Source organism: Flavimobilis sp. BM9 (assembly GCF_058313055.1).
The window spans coordinates 159,364-180,044 of record NZ_JBZEMO010000002.1 but is presented as its reverse complement, the minus strand read 5'-3'; the positions used below and the strand labels follow the sequence as shown (position 1 = coordinate 180,044).

Here is a 20,681-nt window from a genome sequence, read left to right as displayed (position 1 = left end):
CGCCCCCTGACCTCCGCCGCCCGACCTGGATCGCCGCCCGGAGCCGCACGGACGCAGCGGTGGCGGCGAGCCGTGGCCCGATAAGGTGGGCTCGTGATCGATCTCAAGCTCTTGCGTGACCAGCCCGACGTCGTCCGTGCGAGCCAGGTCGCCCGTGGCGACGACCCGGCGCTCGTGGACCAGATCCTCGACGCGGACGCGCGCCGCCGTTCCGCCCTCGTCGAGTTCGAGACGCTGCGTGCCGAGCAGAAGTCCCACGGCAAGAAGGTCGCGCAGGCGTCGTCGCCCGAGGAGCGCACGGAGCTGCTCGCGCACACCAAGCAGCTCGCCGAGCAGGTCAAGGCGTACGAGAAGGACGCAGCCGAGGCTGGCGAGACCCTCGACGCGCTGCTCATGAAGGTCTCCAACGTCGTGGCCGATGGCGTGCCCGTCGGCGGCGAGGACGACTACGTCGTGCTGCGCGAGGTCGGCGCCCGCCGCGACTTCGCCGCGGAGGGCTTCGAGCCCCGCGACCACCTCGAGCTCGGCGAGATGCTCCGCGCGATCGACACGGAGCGCGGCGCCAAGGTCTCCGGCTCGCGCTTCTACTACCTCACCGGCATCGGCGCGCGCCTCGAGCTCGCGCTGCTCAACGCTGCTGTCGACAAGGCGCTCGAGCACGGCTTCACGCCGATGATCACGCCGACGATCGTCAACCCGCAGATCATGCGCGGCACCGGGTTCCTCGGTGCGCACGCGGACGAGATCTACCGCCTCGAGGCCGACGACCAGTACCTCGTCGGGACGTCCGAGGTGGCGCTCGCGGGCTACCACTCCGACGAGATCGTCGACCTGTCGGCCGGCCCGCTGCGCTACGCGGGCTGGAGCGCGTGCTACCGCCGTGAGGCCGGCTCGTACGGCAAGGACACCCGCGGCATCATCCGCGTGCACCAGTTCCACAAGGTCGAGATGTTCTCGTACGCGCGCGTCGAGGACGCGGCGGCCGAGCACGAGCGCCTGCTCGCGCTCGAGGAGGAGATGCTCGCGCTCGTCGGCCTCCCCTACCGGGTGATCGACACGGCTGCGGGCGACCTCGGCTCCTCGGCTGCCCGCAAGTTCGACTGCGAGGCGTGGCTGCCGACGCAGCAGCGTTTCCTCGAGCTGACGTCGACGTCGAACTGCACGACGTTCCAGGCGCGCCGCCTGGGCGTGCGCGAGCGCGTCGAGAACGCCGAGGGCAAGGTCGAGACGCGCGCGGTCGCGACGCTCAACGGGACGCTCGCGACCACGCGCTGGATCGTCGCGATCCTCGAGAACCACCAGCAGCCGGACGGCTCCGTCCGTGTGCCCGAGGGGCTGCGCCCCTACCTGGGCGGCCTGGAGGTCCTCACGCCCGTCACCGCATGAGCGGGTGCCCCGCCGGTCTCGAGGACGTGCGGGAGCCGCGGCTCCGCTGGCCTGACTCGGTGCTGCCGGCGCCGGACGGCGCCGACCACCTGGTCGCGCTCGACGTCGACGGCACGCTCATGACCGACGACGGCTTCATCTCCCCGGAGGCGAAGTCTCTCGTCAGGGAGATCCGCGCCGCGGGCAGCCACGTGCTGCTCGCGACCGGGCGGCCCCTCGTCGCGCTCCTGCCCGTCGCTGACGAGCTCGGCCTCGACGACGGATACCTCGTTGCCTCGAACGGGTCGGTCACGGCCCGCCTCGGCGGGACGCAGGGCTACGAGATCGACGACGCGGTGACGTTCACGGCGGGCCCTGCGCTCGACCTCGTGCTGCACCACATGCCGCGTACGCTCTTCGCGGTCGAGGAGGTCGGTGTCGGCTACTGGGTCGCCGAGCGCTTCCCGGACCGCACGATCATGGGCCGGCAGACCGTCGTCGACCTGCGCGAGCTCGAGGGGCGCACGACGACGCGGATCGTCGCGGTCGACGCGGGCGAGCCGGTCGACGCGTTGCGTGCGGGTCTCGCCGAGCTCGGCCTGTCGGACACGCACTTCTCGATCGCGGACCTCATGTGGATGGACGTCGCACCGCAGGACGTGTCGAAGGCGTCTGCGCTCGAGCGTGTGCGCGTCCGTCTCGGTGTCGACGAGCGCGCGACGGTCGCGGTGGGCGACGGCGGCAACGACGTCGAGATGCTGCGCTGGGCTGCGTGCGGGGTCGCGATGGGTCACGCTGCGGCGGAGGTCGTGGCCGCGGCGGACACGGTGACCGGCTCGATCCTGGACGACGGCGTCGCTGCAGTGTTGCGGGCCGTGCTCGATCGCCTCGAGGGTGCTGAGCCCCCTCGCCGTTAGCGTTCCGCACCCGCATGCGTGCACAATCAGCCAGTGGCGCATGGCATCGATGATGTTGCCCGGGCGGCCGGTGTCTCCACCGCGACCGTGTCCCGAGCTCTCCGTGGCATGCCCAACGTGTCAGCGAAGACGCGTGAGCACGTCCTGTCCGTCGCCTCGGAGATGGGGTACCGCGCTTCCCCTCTCGCGGCGGCGCTCGCCTCCGGTCGGACCCACACGATCGGCCTGCTCACCCCCTGGGTGAACCGGTGGTTCTTCTCCAACGTGATCGAGGGCGCGGAGCGTGCTCTGCGCGAGGTGGGTTTCGACGTCCTGCTGTACTCGTTCGCGGTGTCGGAGAACGGGCGCACCCCTCGGGTCGACCCAGACGTGCTGCGTCGCCGGGTGGACGGGATCCTCGTCGTCGGGCTGCCGCTCGAGGACACCGAGGTCCGGTCGCTGGAGACGCTCGGCAAGCCGATCGTGTTCATCGGGTCGGGCAGCTCGGACCATCCGATCGTCGGGATCGACGACGTGCGCCTGAGCGTCGAGGCGGTGCGCTACCTCTTGTCGCTGGGGCACCGGAACATCGGGCACATCACGGGGACGCCGGACGACCTGCGGCGGTGGACGCCGCCGGTGGACCGCCGACAGGGCTGGCTGACCGCGCTCGAGGAGACGGGGGTGGCGGCGGACCCGCGCTGGGAGGAGTTCGGGTTCTTCGACATCGACGGCGGCAAGGAGTCGGCGCGGAGGCTGCTCGAGCGCGCTCCGGAGCTCACGGCGCTGTTCGTCGCGTCGGACGAGATGGCGATGGGTGCGCTGCTCGCGGCTCGTGAGTGCGGCATCCGGGTGCCTGAGGAGCTGTCGATCGTCGGGGTGGACGGTCACGAGATCTCGGAGCTCGTGGGACTGACGACGATGAGCCAGCCGGTCGTCTCCCAGGGGGCGACGGCGGCGGCGCTCGTCCTCGACCTGATCGCTGGTCGCCCCGTGGACCGGCGCGTCGTGTTCGACGCCGAGCTGGTCGTCCGGGGGACGACCGGGCCTCCGCGCGAGGGTGTGCTCCCTATGGGCGGACCTGGGCTGTAACGAAGCGGCAACGTGACGAAATCGTTACTCGCTTGCGACACCACGGGCTTGAAAGTCGCCGATGTAAACGCTTACATGGATCTCGGAGGCGGCGCTCGACCAGGAGGTCAGGGCGTCGACACCTAGGGGCAACATCACATCGTTGTGGAGGATCTCAATGAGGAGCTTCAACAAGGGCCGTGCATTCACGGCCTCCGTCGTGGGCCTCGGACTTGCGCTCTCGCTCGCTGCTTGTGGCAGCGATGACGAGAAGAAGACCGAGACCCCTGGCGCCAGCGGCGACTGCGCCGCCTACGAGCAGTACGGGGACCTGAAGGGCAAGACCGTCTCGGTCTACACCTCGATCGTCACGCCCGAGGACACGCCGCACATCGACTCGTACAAGCCGTTCGAGGAGTGCACCGGCGCCAAGATCACGTACGAGGGCTCCAAGGAGTTCGAGGCTCAGCTCCTCGTCAAGATCAAGTCGGGTGCTGCACCTGACATCGCGTACATCCCGCAGCCTGGTCTGCTCTCGACGATCGCGAAGGACTACCCGGACGCTCTCGTCCCGGCCTCGGCCGGCACGGTCGCGAACGTCGACAAGTACTACTCCCCGTCGTGGAAGACGTACGGCACGGTCGACGGCAAGTTCTACGCCGCTCCGCTGGGCGCGAACGTGAAGTCGTTCGTCTGGTACTCGCCGAAGCAGTTCGAGAAGAACGGCTACACGATCCCGACGACGTGGGACGAGCTCATCGCACTGTCGGACAAGATCCTTGCCGACCACGGCGCCGAGGGCGCCAAGCCGTGGTGCGCGGGCATCGGCTCGGGCGAGGCCACGGGCTGGCCGGCCACCGACTGGCTCGAGGACATGCTCCTGCGCACGTCGGGCGGTGACGTCTACGACAAGTGGCTCACCAACGAGGTCAAGTTCGACTCGCCCGAGGTGAAGGAGGCGCTCGGCAAGGTTGGCGAGATCCTCAAGAACCCGGACTACGTCAACGGTGGCTACGGTGACGTCGCGTCGATCGCGACGACCACGTTCCAGGACGGCGGCCTGCCGCTCGTCGAGGAGGAGCCGCTCTGCTACATGCACCGCCAGGCGTCGTTCTACGCGGCCAACTGGCCCGAGGGCACGGAGGTCTCCGAGACCGGTGACGCGTTCGCGTTCTACCTCCCGGGCCTGACCGCCGACAAGCGTCCGCTCCTCGGTGGTGGCGAGTTCGCCGCGGCCTTCTCGGACCGCCCCGAGGTTGCCGCCTTCCAGGCGTTCCTCGCGAGCCCCGAGTGGAACAACTCCAAGGCGAAGTCCACCCCCGCGGGTGGCTGGGTCTCGGCCAACTCGGGTCTCGACCCGGAGAACCTGGTCTCCCCGATCGACAAGCTGGCTGCCACCCTCCTCGGTGACACCACGCAGGAGTTCCGCTTCGACGGTTCCGACCTGATGCCGGCAGCGGTCGGCCAGGGTACGTTCTGGACGGAGATGACCAGCTGGCTGGCCGAGGGCAAGGATGACGCAGCGGTGCTGTCCGCCATCCAGGCTTCCTGGCCCAAGTGAACCCAGGCCTCGGCCTGACAACGCCTGACCTCACGGTCTGAGCACCACGGACCGAGGGCCCGTCGCAGCAGCGGCGGGCCCTCGGGCCGCCAGGGTCCACGGGACCTGCAGCTGCACGACGACGACCTCGGGAGGGTCTGGTGGACTGGTTGCTACATCCGGCGACGACTGGAGGGAAGCTCCTCCTCATGGTCTTCGCCGTCGCGCTCTTCGCTGCGGCGATGGGCATCATCCTGTTCGGGGTGTCGCGCATCAAGCGGCCCCGCAAGTGGATGCTGGCCGCCGCTTTCGTCGGTCCCGCCGTGCTGGGCCTGCTCTTCGGCCTCGTCTACCCGGCCCTGACCACCATCAAGGCGTCGTTCTACGACGCGCAGGGCAAGAACTTCATCGGCGCCGACAACTACACGCGCGCGCTGACGGAGGACGCCTTCCAGAAGGTCCTCGGCAACACCGCGGTCTGGGTCATCCTCGTGCCGCTCCTGTCGACCGGGATCGGCTTGGTCTACGCGATCCTCGTCGACCGCAGCAAGTTCGAGAAGTTCGCCAAGGCGCTGATCTTCCTGCCGATGGCGATCTCGATGGTCGGCGCGTCGATCATCTGGAAGTTCATGTACGACTACAAGGCCGTGCTGGAGAACGTCCCGGCGGCCCGCCAGCCCAAGCAGATCGGCCTGCTCAACCAGCTGCTGATCTGGCTCGGGGGTGAGCCCTACAACTTCCTGCTCAACGGCCCGTGGAACACGCTGTTCCTCATCGTCGTCATGGTCTGGATCCAGGCAGGTTTCGCGATGACGATCCTGTCGGCGTCCATCAAGGCCATCCCCGACGACATCATCGAGGCCGCTCGCCTCGACGGTGTGGGCGCCTGGCAGATGTTCCGCCACATCACGGTCCCGAGCGTGCGGCCCTCCCTCGTCGTGGTCCTCACGACGATCGCCATGGGCACCCTCAAGGTCTTCGACATCGTCCGCACGATGACGGGCGGCCAGTTCGGCACGTCGGTCGTCGCGAACGAGTTCTACACGCAGAGCTTCCGGCAGAACAACCAGGGCCTGGGCGCGGCCCTCGCGGTGATCCTGTTCATCATCATCCTGCCGCTCATCGTCTACAACGTCCGCCAGATGAAGAAGACGGAGGAGGTCCGATGAGCAACACCGACGTTCCTGTCGACCGGATCGGCACGGTCCCGTCCCCGAGCACCTTCGACAAGGTCGAGCTCCGCGCGGACAAGGTCCGCAAGACGATGGCCAGCCGGATCGGCTCCGCCGTCGCGATCGTCATCGCGCTGCTGTGGACGGTCCCGACGATCGGCCTCCTCATCACGTCCTTCCGTCCTGAGCGGGAGATCAAGACGTCGGGCTGGTGGACGTTCTTCTCCAACCCGACGGTCACGACGGAGAACTACGTCTCCGCGATGACGAGCTCGTCGATCAACCTGTCGAACTACTTCATCAACTCCCTCGTCATCACGATCCCGTCGGTCCTCATCCCGATCACGATCGCGCTGCTCGCGGCATACGCGTTCGCGTGGCTCGACTTCAAGGGCCGCAGCATCCTGTTCGTCGGAGTCTTCACGCTGCAGGTCGTGCCGATCCAGGTCACGCTGATCCCCCTGCTCACGCAGTACGTGAACTGGGAGCTCAACGGATCCTTCTGGGTCATCTGGCTGTCGCACTCGATCTTCGCGCTCCCGCTCGCGATCTTCCTGCTGCACAACTTCATGACGGAGATCCCGCGCGAGCTCGTCGAGGCTGCCCGCGTCGACGGTGCGGGGCACGTGAAGATCTTCTTCTCGGTGCTGCTGCCGCTCCTGGTGCCGGCGATCGCGTCGTTCGCGATCTTCCAGTTCCTGTGGGTGTGGAACGACCTGCTCGTCGCGCTGACGTTCGCGGGCGGTGACAACGCGGTCAAGCCGCTCACCGTCTACATCGCTGACCTGTCGGGCACGCGTGGCGCCGACTGGCACCTGCTGTCGGCGGCTGCGTTCATCTCGATGATCGTGCCGGTGATCATCTTCGTCGGGCTCCAGCGCTACTTTGTCCGCGGCCTCCTCGCGGGGTCCGTCAAGGGCTGACGCCGTACGTACGCACGAGAGGGCCGGGCTGCACAGACCCGGCCCTCTCGTCGTCTGCCGTGCGGAGGCAGGCGGTCAGCCGTGGCGGACGAGGACGACCTTGCCGAACGGCGAGCCGCTCCTGACGTTCTCGTGCGCCTGCTGCGCGTCCTCGAGGGGGAAGGTCGCATGGACGACGGGCGTGATCGTGCCGTCGACGACGAGCGGCCACACCTCCTCGCGGACCGCGGCCATGATCGCCGCCTTCTCGTCGAGCGGCCGCGCCCGCAGCGTCGTGCCGTGCACGCTCGCGCGCTTGGCCAGCAGTGCGCCGAGGTCGAGCTCGCCCTTGCGCCCACGCTGCAGGCCGATCACGACGAGCCTGCCGCCGGTGGCGAGCGCATCGACGTTCCTCCCGAGGTTGGCCGCGCCCACGACGTCGAGCACGACGTCGGCGCCGCCGAGGTCCTGGCACGCGGCGACGAAGTCCTCGGTCGTCCGGTCCACGACGACGGGCTCGTGCGTGCCCGGCACTGCTGCGAGGAGCTCCCGCAGCCGGTGCGCGCGCTCGGCGCCGCCCGCGACGGCGACGACCTTCGCGCCGCGCGCGACGGCGAGCTGAGCGGCGAGCGAACCGACCCCGCCCGTCGCGCCGTGGACGAGGACGACGTCGTCATGCTGCATGCCCCCGACGTCGACGAGGTTGGACCACGCCGTCGCGAGGCCTTCGGGCAGAGCGGCGGCCGCGACGTCCGAGACCGTGTCGGGGACAGGCAGCAGCTGCGACGCCGAGACCGCGGCGAGCTCCGCGTAGCCGCCGCCGGAGAGCAGAGCCGCGACCCTGTCTCCGACCGCCCACCCGCGGACGAGAGGGCCGGTCGCGACGATCAGCCCAGCGACCTCGAGGCCGGGCCAGGACGGCGCGCCGGGCGGCGGAGGGTACGCGCCGGCGACCTGCAGCAGGTCTGCCGGGTTGACCCCCGCAGCGGCGACGGAGACCAGCACGCCGTCGTCCGCAAGCACCGGATCGGGTGAATCCTGCACAGCCAGGATCGCCCCGGCTTCCTTCTGGGCGGGGCATGCTGTGATAATGCGCACGGCGCACATCCTAGTTCTGCCACGCCGTCACCACCCGGCGAGAGGAAGTTTGGGTGTTTTCCCCGCCTTCGGGGTGGTGCCTCGTCATCCGAGGTCGCGCTCTGCTAATGGAACCGGCCCAACATGCCGATTCATTGAGAACAGCGCGCGACCTGCCTGGGCCGCGAGCTGGGAGACGCCTCCCGTGGGCCCTCCGTGACAAGGACGAGAGAGGTACCGATGCTCCGCAGACTAGGGGTGCGCGGAAAGATCCTGGCGACACTGGCCGTGCCGGTGCTCGTCCTGGTTCTTGGCGCCGGTTACCTCGTCGTCGTCGCATACGACACGTGGCAGTACTCGCGGCTGCAGAGCAGCTACCTCGGAGCCGTCGTCGTCCAGGACGAGCTCATCGGCGCCCTCCAGGAGGAGCGCTGGACCTCGGTCTCCGTGGCCACAGGCCGAACCGCCTACGCCGCGGAGCTCGGTGAAGCCCGCAAGGCGACCGACGACGCGATCAGCAAGCTCGACCGCGCCCTGCGGCAGATGGACCGCAAGAGCGACAGCGCCGCAGTCAACGAGACGATGGCCGAGGCGGTCCGTGCGCGGGAGCCTGCCGCGATCGCGCTCGCGCGAAGCCTCGTCGACCAGCGCGTCAACTGGGGTACGACCGGTGGCGGTACGACCATCCGTAACCTCATGTCGTACTACGACACGATCATCGATGCTCAGCTCGACCTCGGTGACATCCTCTCGACCACGGTGCGCGACCGTGGCCTCGGCACCTACGTGGTCGCGTACACGAACACGAACCGACTGCTGGACAACATGAAGGTCGAGGCGCAGTCCGGCCACATCCTCATCGAGGACTCCAACGCCGGCCGCGACACCGAGGTCGACCGCCGCGCCGTCGCGGTCCAGATGGCCCAAGGTACGTCGGTGCGCACCGACGCGATCCGGACCGTCGACGACCTCGGTATCGATGGCGTCGCGATCCCGGAGCTCACCTCCTCGTTCCAGACCGCCCGTGACGGCCTGCTCCAGGCAGCCCCGAACTCGATCCCGTTGCAGTACCGGACCCAGTGGGAAGCCAACGCAGCGGCCGAGAACGAGCGGATCCTCAAGGTGCGCGACGACCTGCGCGCCCGCGCCGTCGACTATGGGAGCTCGGCCGAGGCCGCCGCGACCCGTTCGCTGCTCCTCACGCTCGCCGCCGCGCTCGCCGCCGTCGTTGCGTCCGTCGTCGTGGCGCTCACCGTCGCGCGGACGATCACCGAGCCGCTGCGCCGCCTCACCGAGGCTGCCGGCCGAGTCCGCGACGAGCTCCCGCGTATCGTCGACGAGGTCGCCGAGCCCGGCAAGAGCCCCGACATCTCCGTCGAGAAGATCGAGGTCAGCTCGCAGGACGAGGTCGGCCGACTGGCCGCCGCGTTCAACGAGGTGAACGCCGTGACACTGCGTGTCGCGCGCGAGCAGGCCCTCCTGCGCGGCTCGATCGCCGAGATGTTCATCAACGTCGCGCGTCGCGACCAGGTGCTCCTCAACCGCCAGCTCGTGTTCCTCGACGAGCTCGAGCGCTCCGAGGAAGACCCGGGCACGCTCTCCAACCTCTTCCGTCTCGACCACCTGGCGACGCGAATGCGTCGTAACGCCGAGTCGCTCCTCGTCCTCGCCGGCATCGAGTCGGGACGTCGCGTCCGCGCAGCGATGCCGCTCTCCGACGTCGTCCGTACGGCCTCGTCCGAGATCGAGCTGTACGAGCGCGTCGAGCTCGACCTGCACGTCGACCCGCTCATGCTCGGTCACAACGCGCTGCCCGCAGCGCACCTGATCGCCGAGCTCCTCGAGAACGCGACCGTCTTCTCCGACCCGGGCACGCCCGTCGTCGTGACGGTCGAGGAGGACCTGCGCTGGTACACGGTCGCCGTGCTCGACGAAGGCCTCGGCATGAGCGACGAGGAGCTCGACGAAGCCAACGAGAAGGCGTCCACGTACGCCGCGAGCGAGATCGTCGGTTCGCAGCGCCTCGGCCTCTACGTGGTCGGGCGACTCGCCTACAAGCTCGGCGCGTCCGTGCGCTTCTCGCGGCCCGAGGACCGTCAGGGCACGCTCGCCCGCGTCATGCTGCCGCGTGCACTGTTCATCGCGGCAGAAGAGGTGCCGCTCGACGAGCCCGTGGACGTCCTGAGCAAGGACAACCGTCAGGCGACCGACGCCTGGGTCGCTCCGGAGCCCACGGCCGCGCGGCCCCTCTCGACCCGTCGCAACGTCGAGCCCGAGCCGCCTGTCGCCGTTCCCGTCGACCTCGACGCGCTCACCGACGGCTCCACGAGCACAGGCATGCCGCGTCGTAAGACTCGCGTCACCCCCGAGGCTGCCGCGCCCAGCGCTTCGCTCGGCGCGCTGCCCGAGGCGGACATCGTCCTCCCCGAGCTCGCCGCGTCCGAGCTGCCGAGCGACTTCGTCGCCGGCGCCGACGAGCTGTGGACCCCGCCGAGCAACGTCGCTGGCCCGTCGTCGCTACCGACACGTGGAGGCGGTCTTCCTACCCGTGGTGGCCTGCCGACCCGCGGGTCGGTGCTGCCGACGCGCAATCCTGCTCCGACCGCGCCCTCCGCCTCGGTCGCGGGAGAGCCGGACCTCGACGAGACCGGCCCGGTCGCACCCGTGCCTGAGCGTGCCGCGGTGTTCTCGAACTTCCGTACGCGACGCTCGCTCGAGTTCATGGGCGAGTCCATCGAGCCGCGCAGCGCTCACGAGCAGGAGCCCGAGACGTCGGTGCCCGCCGTCGAGGCCCCCGCGGCCCAGGAGATCCCGTCCGTCGAGCCCGACCTGCCGATGCGCGACGAGCACCAGGACGCGGCCGTGCAGGCGCTCGCCGACGCGTGGAACCCGAGCTTCGCCGGTGGTCTCGATGGCGCGGTCGCGTCCGTCGCGGACCAGCCCGACCTCGGTGCCTTCCACGATGCCGAGAGCGCCGCGTGGCAGCCGACCCACGCGTCTGAGCTGCCGGCTCCGACTCGTGACGACGACAGGCTGCGCACCCTCGGTGCGCACGTCGGTTCGATCGCGTCTGCTGCGGAGATCGACGACGAGGCGTACCCGGACGTCCCGACGCGCCGGGGCCGCTACGCCCGCTACGACGACGCGAACGCCGAGACGGTCGCGCAGGGCGACGCGGCTCCCGCCTACGAGGCGGAGCCCGTCGTCGAGCAGGCACCGGTGTTCGACGCCGTGCCGGTCGCAGAGATCGACCCCGCTCTCGGGTTCGCGATCCCCGGCCTCGTCGAGGACGAGGTCGAGGTTCCTGATCTCGCCGCCGACGTCGCGTACGACGACGCGCCCGTCGAGGAGTACCCGGCGGAGCCTGTCGGCTACGCGAACGAGCCCGCGCCGCAGGCGTGCGAGTCGTTCGAGGCCCCGCAGGCAGAGTTTGCAGCTCCGCAGTACGAGGCGCCCCAGTTTGAGGCCCCGCAGTACGAGGCGCCTCAGCAGGAGGCCACGCAGCACGTCGCTCCGGCTGAGCCCGCGCCCGTGCAGGACGCAGGCTTCCTGCCGATGCCCGCGGCGAGCGCTGACATCGCTCCGTTCGCCGTCAGCCCTTCGGGTGCGGCGCTGCCGAGCTTCAGCGACGTCCTCGGCGCCGCGCCGGCCGCCGCGGCCCCGGCGCCCGCCGCCGAGCCCGAGAAGAAGCGCGGCCTCTTCGGTCGCAAGCGCAAGAAGAAGGGTGAGGACGCGCCGGCTGTCACGCCGCCGCCCGCACCTGTGTCGCACGAGCCGGCCGGATGGGGGATGGCGCCCGCGCCGTCCGCCCCTGCCCCCGCGGCCTTCCAGCCTGAGCCGCAGGCCGCCCCGGCATTCGAGGCTCCCGCAGCGTTCGCACCGCAGGCTGCGCCGCCCATGCCGACGCGGACGCCCGCGGCGTCCATGGACGCCGCGCCGCTCGAGCGTCGTACGCCGTCCACGTTCACGCCCCAGGCGATCGAGCCCGACGGCTTCACCTACTCGCCTCCGGCGTTCGGTGCGACCGTCGCGTCGGCGGCCGAGACCGTGGGCCGTGCCGCGCCGTCGGCCACCGCATTCTTCGGTCCGAGGGACGACGCCGCACCCGTGGCGCCGTCCGCGCCTGCCGCTCCGGCTGCCCCCGATGCCCAGCGCACCAGCTGGGGAGTGGGCGAGCTGGACGCAGAGCTCTCTGCCCGGCTCGCACTGCAGGCCGGGATCCAGGAGCAGGCGCTGGCCGAGCTCAGCCAGCTCTCCTCGTACCGGCCGAACCAGATGGCTGGCACCGCGGCGAGCAGCAACCTCACCAAGCGAGTCCGGACGGAGGTGCCCGCCTCTACACTTCCGGACGAGGGCTCTTCCAAGATCAGCCGCGACGCGGCAGAGCTCCGGTCGCGACTGTCGTCCTTCGTGAGTGCCACCAACCGGGCACGTCAGGAGGGCGACGGAAGTCCGGCGCAAGATGTCCATGAACCGACCCACGACCCCGCACCACAGTCGCGTTGACTCTGGAAGAAGGAGAGAAAGTGTCCATCAGTACTGAGGCAACCAACTTCGGGTGGTTGCTCGACAACTTCGTCAGGACAGTTGCCGGCACCCGCCACACGCTCGTCGTCTCTGCGGACGGTCTGCTCATGGCGATGTCGGAGAACCTGGACCGGACCTCCGGTGACCAGCTTGCCGCTATCGTGTCTGGCATGTCCTCCCTGACGCGTGGTGCCGCGCGCCAGCTCGAGGCTGGGAACGTCCGCCAGTCCATCATCGAGATGGACGACGCGTTCCTGTTCCTCATGAACGTGTCCAATGGTTCCGTGCTCGCTGCGGTGGCAGAGTCCACCTGCGACGTCGGCCTCATCGGCTACGAGATGGCTCTGCTCGTCTCGCGCACCGAGGCCACGCTGACTCCGCAGCTCATCACCGAGATGCGCGGCAACCTTCCCGTCGACGGTGCGACTCGTCTTCTCGGCTGAGGGAGATTCACATGTCTAGCTCGCACGACGGTCACGAGTTCGAGAGCTCGACCGTCCGGCCCTACACAGTCACGGGCGGCCGTGTCCGGTCCGCGACGTCCGACCTCCCCCTGGAGGCGCTCGTCGAGGCGATGCCCGGTGCTGTCACCGGAACGCGTCTGACGCCCGAGAAGCGCGAGATCATCCGCCATGCGGCGCTGAACTACGTCTCGGTCGCGGAGCTCTCGGCGCTCCTGCGCATGCCGATCGGTGTGGTCCGCGTCGTCATCGCCGACCTCGCCGACGACGGGTACATCAAGGTGCACACCGCGGCGCCCGTCAACGTCCACACGGGTCACGGCCAGCCTGGCCACCAGAACCCGGCCCTGTCCCTGAGCGTGTTGGAGAGTGTTCTCAATGGCATTTCCTCCCTCTGAGTCCGCGTCCGTCACGCCGCACGCGCCTGCCCCCACGGTCGTCAAGATCGTCGTCGCAGGTGGCTTCGCAGTGGGCAAGACGACGTTCATCGGCTCCATCTCTGACATCGAGCCCCTCAACACCGAGGCTGCGATGACCGAGCACTCCGTCGGCGTCGACGACGCCGGTGGCGTGACCGACCGCAAGACGACGACCACGGTCGCCATGGACTTCGGTCGCATCGAGCTCTCGAGCTCGCTGTGGCTGTACCTCTTCGGCACCCCCGGCCAGGACCGCTTCCTCTTCATGTGGGACGACCTGGTGCGCGGCGCGATCGGCGCCGTCGTCCTCGTCGACACCGACCGCCTCGAGCAGTGCTTCCCGGCGATCGACTACTTCGAGTCGCGGGGCATCCCGTTCGTCGTGGGCGTCAACTGCTTCGACGGCGTGGCCAAGCACCGCCTCGAGGACGTCCGTGAGGCCCTGCAGGTCCCCGCGCACGTCCCGATGCTGTACACGGACGCACGCTCGCGTGCGGCGACGAAGCAGACGCTGATCTCGCTCGTCCAGCTCGCGATGGCGCGCCTGCGCGCTGCCTGAGCCTCCGCAAAGCCGTAGTCCCCGGCCGGGGCCGTCGTTCGTCGACGGCCCCGGCCGGTGTCGTCTCGGGTAGATTCGTCCCGTCCGCGGGAAGGGCCCGCGCGTGCGACGGAGGTTGCCGTGTTTCTCGTCGACGGCTCGGCGCTGCGGCTGACGGTCGTCGACTCCTCGTACCCGCTCCTGCCCGGCGAGGATCCTGCGATCGTGGGGGAGGCGCTCGCCTGGCGGGCATGGCTGGACGAGCACGAGCCGGACGTCGCAGTCACGGAGATCGGCCTGGTGCAGCTGCGTCGGACGGCGGACCCGCTCGGCCCAGAGGCTCGCGAGACGGTGCGTCAGCTCGTGCCGCGGCTGACCGTCCTGCGGATCCCGGACCGGGCGATGACCGTGTCGCCGCTCGTCACGCCCGTCCTCGGGCCGTTCGACGCCCTGCACCTCGGCCTCGCCGTCGTGCACCACGAGATCACGACGATCGTGACGTACGAGCGCGACCTGGCGCGCCTCGCGCGCATGTATGCCCTCGAGGTCCTCAGCCCGGGCCGCGACGACGCCTGGTGGGTCTGAGGGGCGGGTCCTCCGTGGCAGAATGTGGCGCGAGGAGGGCTGACAGAGCGGCCTAATGTGACGGTCTTGAAAACCGTTGTCCCGCAAGGGACCGGGGGTTCGAATCCCTCGCCCTCCGCCATCGACGAAGGCCGCGCCACGCAGGCGCGGCCTTCGTCGTACTCCTCGCCGCGACGGGCCCGAGGGGAGGATGGTCCCGCCTCCGCGCCGTCACGGGAGGGATGATGTCCCCGTGAACACCACCGCGACAGAGGACGAGCTCGAACCGGTCGGGCTCATCAGACAGTCCGGCGCCGTCCTACGGCTCGGCCGCCTCAGCCTCTCCGCAGGCACGGGCAGCTACCGGGTCAAGGCGACCATGGAGCGCGCGGCACGCGCGCTCGGCATGGCGCGGCACGAGGCGCACGTGACCCTCACCGAGATCACCGCGACGTCGCACCGAGGCCCCATCTTCCGCACCGAGGTCACCGAGGTGCGATCCATCGGCGTCAACTCCGACCGTCTCATGGAGATCGAGCGCTACGTCTCGGCTCTCCCGGAGGAGACGACGGTCGAGGAGCTCGAGCGCGGGGTGGACCGGATCGCGTCCAAACCATTGCTCTACGGGCGCGTGGCGAACGCCCTGTTCGCCGCGGTCGCGTGCGCGGCGTTCGCGTTCCTCAACAACGGTGGGCCCGTCGAGTGCGCAGGCGTGTTCCTCGCGGCCGGCTCCGGCCAGCTGCTGCGCCGCACGCTCCTGCACAAGGGCTTCAACCAGTTCGCGGTGACGATGCTGGCCGCGTGCCTCGCGTCGTTCATGTACCTCGGGCTGATGATGGCGCTCGACTCGACCGTCGCCGCGTGGGGCGGCCACGAGGCCGGCTACGTGTCGGCCGTCCTGTTCCTCGTGCCGGGCTTCCCCCTCGTCACGGGCGCCCTCGACCTCGCGAAGCTCGACTACTCGGCCGGCGTGGCACGCCTGACGTACGCGGTCATGATCCTCATGTCGGCCGCGCTCGCCGTGTGGGGCGTGTCGACGCTCGCAGGCGTGACGCCCGACGCCGTGCAGCCGCTCGACATCCCCACAGGCCTGCTCCTCACCCTCCGACTCGTCGCGAGCTTCCTCGGCGTGCTCGGGTTCGCGCTCATGTTCAACAGCCCGTGGACCATGGCGCTCAGCGCCGCGAGCATCGGGATGGTCGCGAACGTGCTACGCATCAGCGTCGTCGAGCAGGGCCTCGCGCCGCAGGCGGCCGCAGCGATCGCGGCGTGCCTCGTCGGGCTCATCACCGCCGTCGTCGCTCCTGCGATCGACGTGCCGCGCGTGACCGTGTACGTGCCCGCTGTCGTCATCATGGTCCCCGGCGCGACGGCGTACCGCGCCGTCTACTACCTCAACGACCATGCGTCGACGACGGCCCTCGGGTACGCCGTCGACGCGGGGCTGATCGTCATCGCGCTCGCGATCGGGCTCGCGCTCGGACGCATGCTCACGGACCGCGGATGGATGTTCGAACGCTAGTGAGCAGCCAGTTTTGCCCGAGGCTCATGCTCGGATAGGCTGTGCGGGCCTGGAGACGTCGCATAGTCAGGTCTAGTGCGCCACCCTGCTAAGGTGGTAACGGGGCAACCCGTTCGAGGGTTCAAATCCCTCCGTCTCCGCTTCCGAAGGGCCCCGGTCAGCAGACCGGGGCCCTTCGACATACCCGGCTCCGCCGGGAGCGCGAGGGCTGTGATCGAGGCCATGCCTTCGCCGATTTCGCATCCAGCCCCTGGGGCGGGTATGCTCTTCGAGGTCGCCCAAGCGGTGATCATGCGCCCGTAGCTCAACGGATAGAGCATCTGACTACGGATCAGAAGGTTGGGGGTTCGAATCCCTCCGGGCGCACTCGTTTGAGACAGCGATGCAGACCCCCGCGGCCACCGGCCGGCGGGGGTCTTTGCATTCCGCAGGCAGATAAGAAGGCCAGGTCAGGCGCTCGGCGCTCGGCGGTGGCGGTGGCGCGGCGTCGGGTGACGGAGATGGTGACGCATTCGCGTCTGATCCCGAGCTCTATCTGGGCGAGGTCGGCCATGAGAGGGGGAGGCTGGACGTCGGCCGGTGATGAACAGTGTGTGAACTCGCCTCGGGGACGCGGACCTCCATATCTATGCGTGTCAATATAGAGGCATGTCGATAGAGCAGGCAGCGACTCCGAGCGTCACTCATGAGGTCATCATCATCGGATCGGGTCCCGCCGGGTACACCGCGGCGGTCTACGCGGCCCGCGCCGGGCTGGCACCTCTCGTGCTCGCCGGGTCCATCACCGCCGGCGGCGCGCTGATGAACACGACCGAGGTGGAGAACTTCCCGGGCTTCGTCAGCGGGATCCTGGGGCCGGACCTCATGGAGAACATGCAGAAGCAGGCCGAGCGCTTCGGCGCGGTCATCGAGTGGGACGACGCGACCGAGGTGCAGCTCGAGGGCCCGATCAAGACGGTCCGCGCCGGCAACGGCCAGACGTACACCGCCCGCGCCATCATCCTCGCGACCGGGTCCGCCTACCGCGAGCTGGGCCTGCCCGACGAGAAGCGACTCTCGGGCCGTGGGGTCTCCTGGTGCGCCACGTGCGACGGGTTCTTCTTCCGCGGCCAGGAGATCGTCGTCGTCGGCGGCGGGGACTCGGCTGTCGAGGAAGCAACGTTCCTCACCCGCTTCGCCTCCAAGGTCACGATCGTGCACCGCCGCGACGCGCTGCGGGCGTCGAAGATCATGGCCGAGCGCGCTGCGGCAGACCCGAAGATCGAGTTCGCGTGGAACTCCGAGGTCGTGGGCATCAGCGGCGAGGCGAAGGTTGACGGCGTGCGCCTGCGCGACACCATCACGGGCGAACAGCGCGACCTGGGTGCGACAGGAGTGTTCGTGGCGATCGGCCACGACCCGCGGACCGATCTCGTCCGTGGCCAGGTGACCCTGGACGCCGAGGGGTACATCGAGGTCGAGGGCCGCACCACGCGGACGAACATCCCCGGCGTCTTCGCCTGTGGAGACGTGGTCGACCACACCTACCGCCAGGCGATTACCGCCGCCGGTTCCGGCTGCTCAGCAGCCATCGATGCCCAGAGCTACCTGGGCCATCTCGTCCCTGCGGCCGCGTCACACACCCAGCTCGTCGACGCCTTGGAGGCACCGTGAGCACCGCAACCGTCGTCGTCACGGATGGCACGTTCAAGACCGAGGTCCTCGAGTCCGAGATCCCCGTCATGGTCGACTTCTGGGCCGAGTGGTGCGGGCCCTGCAGGCAGGTCGCACCCATCCTTGACGAGCTCGCTGAGACGTACGCGGGTCGGTTGAAGGTCGTCAAGATCGATGCCGACGCCAACCCGGTGACGCTCGCCGCGGCGAGCGTGGTGTCGATCCCGACGCTGAACCTCTACGTCGCGGGTGAGCTAGTTCAGACGATCATCGGCGCGAAGCCGCGCACGGTTCTTTCTGCGGCGATCGATGAGGTGCTCGCGTGACGACGACGTCGACCGCGACCGAGGCGCTGGCGCCTGCACGCTTGTCGACGCTCGACCGCTGGCTGCCGATCTGGATCGGGCTGGCGATGCTCTCGGGTCTGGTACTGGGCAACGTCGTCCCGGCGCTCTCCGACGCGCTGGCCGCGATGGAGGTCGGCGGGATCTCGGTGCCGATCGGCATCGGCTTGCTCGTCATGATGTATCCCGTCCTCGCGAAGGTCCGCTACGACCGCGTCTCTACCGTCACGAGCGACACCCGGCTGCTCGTGAGCTCGCTCGTCCTCAACTGGCTCGTCGGCCCGGCGCTCATGTTCGCCCTCGCCTGGGTCTTCCTGCCCGACCTTCCCGAGTACCGCACCGGCCTCATCGTCGTGGGCCTCGCGCGCTGCATCGCCATGGTCGTCATCTGGAACGACCTCGCGTGCGGGGACCGCGAGGCGGCAGCGGTGCTCGTCGCGATCAACTCGGTCTTCCAGGTCGTCGCCTTCTCCCTCCTCGGGTACTTCTATCTCACGGTCCTACCCGGATGGTTGGGCCTGGATACGCAGGGCCTCGACGTATCCATGGGGCAGATCGCACTCAACGTCCTCGTATTTCTCGGGGTGCCGCTCGTGGCTGGCGGCGCGTCGCGTTGGATCGGCGAGCGGGCCAAGGGTCGTGACTGGTACGAGTCGACGTTCGTCCCGCGCATCGGTCCGTGGGCGCTCTACGGCCTGCTCTTCACGATCGTCCTGCTCTTCGCCCTCCAGGGCGAGGCCGTCACGTCCGCTCCGCTCGACGTGGTCCGCATCGCGCTCCCGCTGCTCGCGTACTTCGGCCTCATGTGGGGTTTCGGCATGGTCACGGGACGAGCGATCGGGCTCGGGTACGCCCGCTCGACGACCCTCGCCTTCACCGCTGCCGGCAACAACTTCGAGCTCGCCATCGCTGTCGCGATCGGCACCTTCGGCGCGACATCGGGACAGGCTCTCGCCGGTGTCGTCGGCCCGCTGATCGAGGTCCCTGTCCTCGTCGGGCTCGTGTACGTCTCGCTCTGGCTGGGGCGCCGGTGGCGCGCCGACAAGCCGACCGTGCCGCAGGTCCGCGGCAAGGTCCTCTAGGGGGGGCCGGGATGACTGACATCGACGCGAGCGCCACCGGTGCCGTCGCCAGCCGTCCTCCGGCATCCGAGGCGCACACCATGGGGTTCGACGCCGCCGAGCGCGTCGGCGCCACGCTCAAGGCGTTGGCCGAGCCGGTGCGCCTGCGGATGCTCTCGCTCATCACCACGTCTGCGACGGGGGAAGCGTGCGTGTGCGACATCACCGCGATCGCCGAGATCTCTCAGCCCACAGTTTCCCACCATCTCAAGGTGCTCAAGGACGTCGGTGTGCTCACCTCCGAGCGGCGCGGCACGTGGGTGTACTACCGCGTCGCGCCGTCGCTGCGTGGCGCCGTGTCCACCCTGCTCGATGCCTTCGCCCCCGCGACGCTCGATGCGCACACGAGCGGCGCCGAGCCTGGCGGCCTCGCCGACGTCGACCACGCGCTCGTGCGGATGGCCGACGGCCTGGCGGGGTGCTATCCAAGTCTGGATCACGACGCTGTGCTGTGGGTCGTCCGGGAGTCCTACACGGCCCTCGCTCGTCGTTCGACGGTGCGCGCGCACCTCATCGTCACCACAGAGCGGTTCGCGCGGCAGCGGCTGGACGACCTCACCCGCGCGGCCGCCGTAGGCGTGGACCGCCGGCCCCAGGTGCTCTTCGTGTGCGTCGCCAACGCCGGGCGCTCCCAGCTCGCAGCGGCTCTGCTCCACAGCTATGCCGGCGACGCCGTCATCGTCCGATCGGCAGGCTCTGCCCCCGTGGGCGAGGTGCACGCCGGGGTCCGACCTGTCCTCAACGAGCTCGGTGCATCGGACGCCTTCCCCAAACCGCTCACCGACGACGTCGTACGCGCGGCGGACGTCGTCGTCACGATGGGATGCGGCGACACCTGCCCGATCCTGCCCGGCAAGCGCTATGAGGACTGGTCCGTCGGCGACCCGGCTCTGGCCTCGCCTGAGGGCGTCGCCGCGATCCGCGACGAGCTCGACCGACGCGTCCGCGGCCTGCTCGCCGAGATCATCCCGTCTTCTACCGTGCCTGCCCACCCCACCGCGGCCCTCGCCGCACCGCCCGACACCCAGGAGAACTCATGACGACGACCGATATCACGACTGGCTCGACCACCGAGCAGGCCCGCCCCAGCGCGCTCTTCGTGTGCGTCCACAACGCCGGCCGCTCCCAGATGGCTGCGGGCTTCCTGCGCGAGCTCTCTGGCGGGGCCGTCGAGGTCCGCTCGGCGGGCTCGATGCCGGCCGACCAGATCAACCCGACCGCTGTCGAGGCGATGCTCGAGCTCGGCATCGACATCCGTGCCGAGCAGCCCAAGGTCCTCACCACCGAGGCCGTCCAGGCGTCCGACGCGGTCATCACGATGGGATGCGGCGACGTCTGCCCGATCTTCCCCGGCAAGCGCTACGAGGACTGGAAGCTCGACGACCCGGCAGGCCAGGGGATCGAGGCCGTCCGCCCCATCCGCGACGAGATCCACCGACGCGTCCTGGCTCTGCTCGACCAGCTTGGCGTGCCTGCAGTCCCGCTCACTGCCGGCTCCTGAGCCTGCGG

General features: G+C 69.5%; 18 protein-coding genes and 3 tRNA genes. 20 read left to right on the top strand and 1 reads right to left on the bottom strand.

Going from position 1 to position 20,681, the window contains the following annotated elements; translation table 11 throughout:
• Nucleotides 1–93: 93 nt before the first annotated feature.
• The 6 genes from serS to AC4F3Q_RS04870 all read left to right on the top strand — a co-directional run bounded on the left by serS (nucleotide 94) and on the right by AC4F3Q_RS04870 (nucleotide 6,967).
• Nucleotides 94–1,386: a serine--tRNA ligase gene (serS, locus tag AC4F3Q_RS04895; RefSeq protein ID WP_491038983.1), complete on the top strand. Its 1,293-nt coding sequence runs from the start codon at nucleotides 94–96 to the stop codon at nucleotides 1,384–1,386.
• The gene (locus AC4F3Q_RS04890; RefSeq protein WP_491038982.1) at nucleotides 1,383–2,282 is read left to right on the top strand and encodes an HAD hydrolase family protein; all 900 of its coding nucleotides are present in this window, start codon (nucleotides 1,383–1,385) and stop codon (nucleotides 2,280–2,282) included. The genes serS and AC4F3Q_RS04890 overlap by 4 nt, the downstream gene beginning before the upstream one ends.
• 18 nt (nucleotides 2,283–2,300) lie before the next feature.
• Complete coding sequence (locus AC4F3Q_RS04885) at nucleotides 2,301–3,353, top strand: LacI family DNA-binding transcriptional regulator (RefSeq protein ID WP_491038981.1); 1,053 nt, start codon at nucleotides 2,301–2,303, stop codon at nucleotides 3,351–3,353.
• A 157-nt stretch (nucleotides 3,354–3,510) separates the two neighbouring features.
• A complete protein-coding gene (locus tag AC4F3Q_RS04880; RefSeq protein WP_491038980.1) occupies nucleotides 3,511–4,893 on the top strand; it encodes an ABC transporter substrate-binding protein in 1,383 nt (460 codons plus the stop codon).
• A gap of 188 nt (nucleotides 4,894–5,081) precedes the next feature.
• Nucleotides 5,082–6,041: a carbohydrate ABC transporter permease gene (locus tag AC4F3Q_RS04875; RefSeq protein ID WP_210727212.1), complete on the top strand. Its 960-nt coding sequence runs from the start codon at nucleotides 5,082–5,084 to the stop codon at nucleotides 6,039–6,041.
• Nucleotides 6,038–6,967: a carbohydrate ABC transporter permease gene (locus AC4F3Q_RS04870; RefSeq protein ID WP_168446623.1), complete on the top strand. Its 930-nt coding sequence runs from the start codon at nucleotides 6,038–6,040 to the stop codon at nucleotides 6,965–6,967. The genes AC4F3Q_RS04875 and AC4F3Q_RS04870 overlap by 4 nt, the downstream gene beginning before the upstream one ends.
• A 75-nt stretch (nucleotides 6,968–7,042) precedes the next feature.
• On the opposite strand, the gene AC4F3Q_RS04865 is transcribed toward AC4F3Q_RS04870, so the two are convergent.
• Nucleotides 7,043–8,053 (bottom strand): NAD(P)H-quinone oxidoreductase, encoded by a 1,011-nt coding sequence (locus AC4F3Q_RS04865; RefSeq protein WP_491038979.1) that lies wholly within the window; start codon nucleotides 8,051–8,053, stop codon nucleotides 7,043–7,045.
• Nucleotides 8,054–8,263: 210 nt separating this feature from the next.
• Here AC4F3Q_RS04865 and AC4F3Q_RS04860 point away from each other — a divergent pair, with 210 nt between their 5' ends.
• The 14 genes from AC4F3Q_RS04860 to AC4F3Q_RS04795 all read left to right on the top strand — a co-directional run bounded on the left by AC4F3Q_RS04860 (nucleotide 8,264) and on the right by AC4F3Q_RS04795 (nucleotide 20,673).
• Nucleotides 8,264–12,529 carry an ATP-binding protein gene (locus AC4F3Q_RS04860; protein ID WP_491038978.1) on the top strand — a complete coding sequence of 1,422 codons (4,266 nt, stop codon included), beginning with the start codon at nucleotides 8,264–8,266 and terminating at the stop codon, nucleotides 12,527–12,529.
• Between the two features lie 20 nt (nucleotides 12,530–12,549).
• Entirely contained in the window at nucleotides 12,550–12,993 is a 444-nt protein-coding gene (locus tag AC4F3Q_RS04855) for a roadblock/LC7 domain-containing protein (protein ID WP_098457876.1), read from the top strand.
• An 11-nt stretch (nucleotides 12,994–13,004) separates the two neighbouring features.
• Nucleotides 13,005–13,409 (top strand): DUF742 domain-containing protein, encoded by a 405-nt coding sequence (locus AC4F3Q_RS04850; RefSeq protein WP_168446620.1) that lies wholly within the window; start codon nucleotides 13,005–13,007, stop codon nucleotides 13,407–13,409.
• Nucleotides 13,390–13,989 (top strand): GTP-binding protein, encoded by a 600-nt coding sequence (locus AC4F3Q_RS04845; RefSeq protein ID WP_168446619.1) that lies wholly within the window; start codon nucleotides 13,390–13,392, stop codon nucleotides 13,987–13,989. The genes AC4F3Q_RS04850 and AC4F3Q_RS04845 overlap by 20 nt, the downstream gene beginning before the upstream one ends.
• Nucleotides 13,990–14,109: 120 nt before the next feature.
• Nucleotides 14,110–14,553, top strand: coding sequence for a hypothetical protein (locus tag AC4F3Q_RS04840; RefSeq protein ID WP_491038977.1), 444 nt, complete (start codon nucleotides 14,110–14,112; stop codon nucleotides 14,551–14,553).
• Nucleotides 14,554–14,586: 33 nt separating this feature from the next.
• Nucleotides 14,587–14,674, top strand: a tRNA-Ser gene (locus AC4F3Q_RS04835).
• Between the two features lie 111 nt (nucleotides 14,675–14,785).
• Nucleotides 14,786–16,054 (top strand): threonine/serine exporter family protein, encoded by a 1,269-nt coding sequence (locus AC4F3Q_RS04830; RefSeq protein ID WP_491038976.1) that lies wholly within the window; start codon nucleotides 14,786–14,788, stop codon nucleotides 16,052–16,054.
• A 51-nt stretch (nucleotides 16,055–16,105) separates the two neighbouring features.
• Nucleotides 16,106–16,194 (top strand) — tRNA-Ser (locus AC4F3Q_RS04825).
• A 153-nt stretch (nucleotides 16,195–16,347) separates the two neighbouring features.
• Nucleotides 16,348–16,420 (top strand) — tRNA-Arg (locus AC4F3Q_RS04820).
• 282 nt (nucleotides 16,421–16,702) lie between these two features.
• A complete protein-coding gene (gene trxB / locus AC4F3Q_RS04815; protein ID WP_491038975.1) occupies nucleotides 16,703–17,707 on the top strand; it encodes a thioredoxin-disulfide reductase in 1,005 nt (334 codons plus the stop codon).
• On the top strand, nucleotides 17,704–18,033 hold the full coding sequence (trxA, locus tag AC4F3Q_RS04810; RefSeq protein WP_491038974.1) for a thioredoxin: 330 nt from the start codon (nucleotides 17,704–17,706) through the stop codon (nucleotides 18,031–18,033). Before trxB ends, trxA begins: the two co-directional genes overlap by 4 nt.
• Complete coding sequence (arsB, locus tag AC4F3Q_RS04805) at nucleotides 18,030–19,133, top strand: ACR3 family arsenite efflux transporter (protein ID WP_491038973.1); 1,104 nt, start codon at nucleotides 18,030–18,032, stop codon at nucleotides 19,131–19,133. Before trxA ends, arsB begins: the two co-directional genes overlap by 4 nt.
• Before the next feature lie 11 nt (nucleotides 19,134–19,144).
• Nucleotides 19,145–20,212 (top strand): metalloregulator ArsR/SmtB family transcription factor, encoded by a 1,068-nt coding sequence (locus AC4F3Q_RS04800; protein WP_491038972.1) that lies wholly within the window; start codon nucleotides 19,145–19,147, stop codon nucleotides 20,210–20,212.
• Nucleotides 20,209–20,673, top strand: coding sequence for an arsenate reductase ArsC (locus AC4F3Q_RS04795; RefSeq protein ID WP_491038971.1), 465 nt, complete (start codon nucleotides 20,209–20,211; stop codon nucleotides 20,671–20,673). The genes AC4F3Q_RS04800 and AC4F3Q_RS04795 overlap by 4 nt, the downstream gene beginning before the upstream one ends.
• Nucleotides 20,674–20,681 lie beyond the last annotated feature (8 nt).

Coding starts and splice junctions, on each gene's coding strand:
- AC4F3Q_RS04850 (WP_168446620.1), top strand. CDS start 13,005: ATGTCTAGCTCGCACGACGGTCACGAGTTCGAGAGCTCGACCGTCCGG.
- AC4F3Q_RS04800 (WP_491038972.1), top strand. CDS start 19,145: ATGACTGACATCGACGCGAGCGCCACCGGTGCCGTCGCCAGCCGTCCT.
- AC4F3Q_RS04860 (WP_491038978.1), top strand. CDS start 8,264: ATGCTCCGCAGACTAGGGGTGCGCGGAAAGATCCTGGCGACACTGGCC.
- AC4F3Q_RS04865 (WP_491038979.1), bottom strand. CDS start 8,053: ATGTGCGCCGTGCGCATTATCACAGCATGCCCCGCCCAGAAGGAAGCC.
- AC4F3Q_RS04795 (WP_491038971.1), top strand. CDS start 20,209: ATGACGACGACCGATATCACGACTGGCTCGACCACCGAGCAGGCCCGC.
- AC4F3Q_RS04880 (WP_491038980.1), top strand. CDS start 3,511: ATGAGGAGCTTCAACAAGGGCCGTGCATTCACGGCCTCCGTCGTGGGC.
- AC4F3Q_RS04890 (WP_491038982.1), top strand. CDS start 1,383: ATGAGCGGGTGCCCCGCCGGTCTCGAGGACGTGCGGGAGCCGCGGCTC.
- AC4F3Q_RS04845 (WP_168446619.1), top strand. CDS start 13,390: ATGGCATTTCCTCCCTCTGAGTCCGCGTCCGTCACGCCGCACGCGCCT.
- AC4F3Q_RS04870 (WP_168446623.1), top strand. CDS start 6,038: ATGAGCAACACCGACGTTCCTGTCGACCGGATCGGCACGGTCCCGTCC.
- trxB (WP_491038975.1), top strand. CDS start 16,703: ATGTCGATAGAGCAGGCAGCGACTCCGAGCGTCACTCATGAGGTCATC.
- AC4F3Q_RS04875 (WP_210727212.1), top strand. CDS start 5,082: ATGGTCTTCGCCGTCGCGCTCTTCGCTGCGGCGATGGGCATCATCCTG.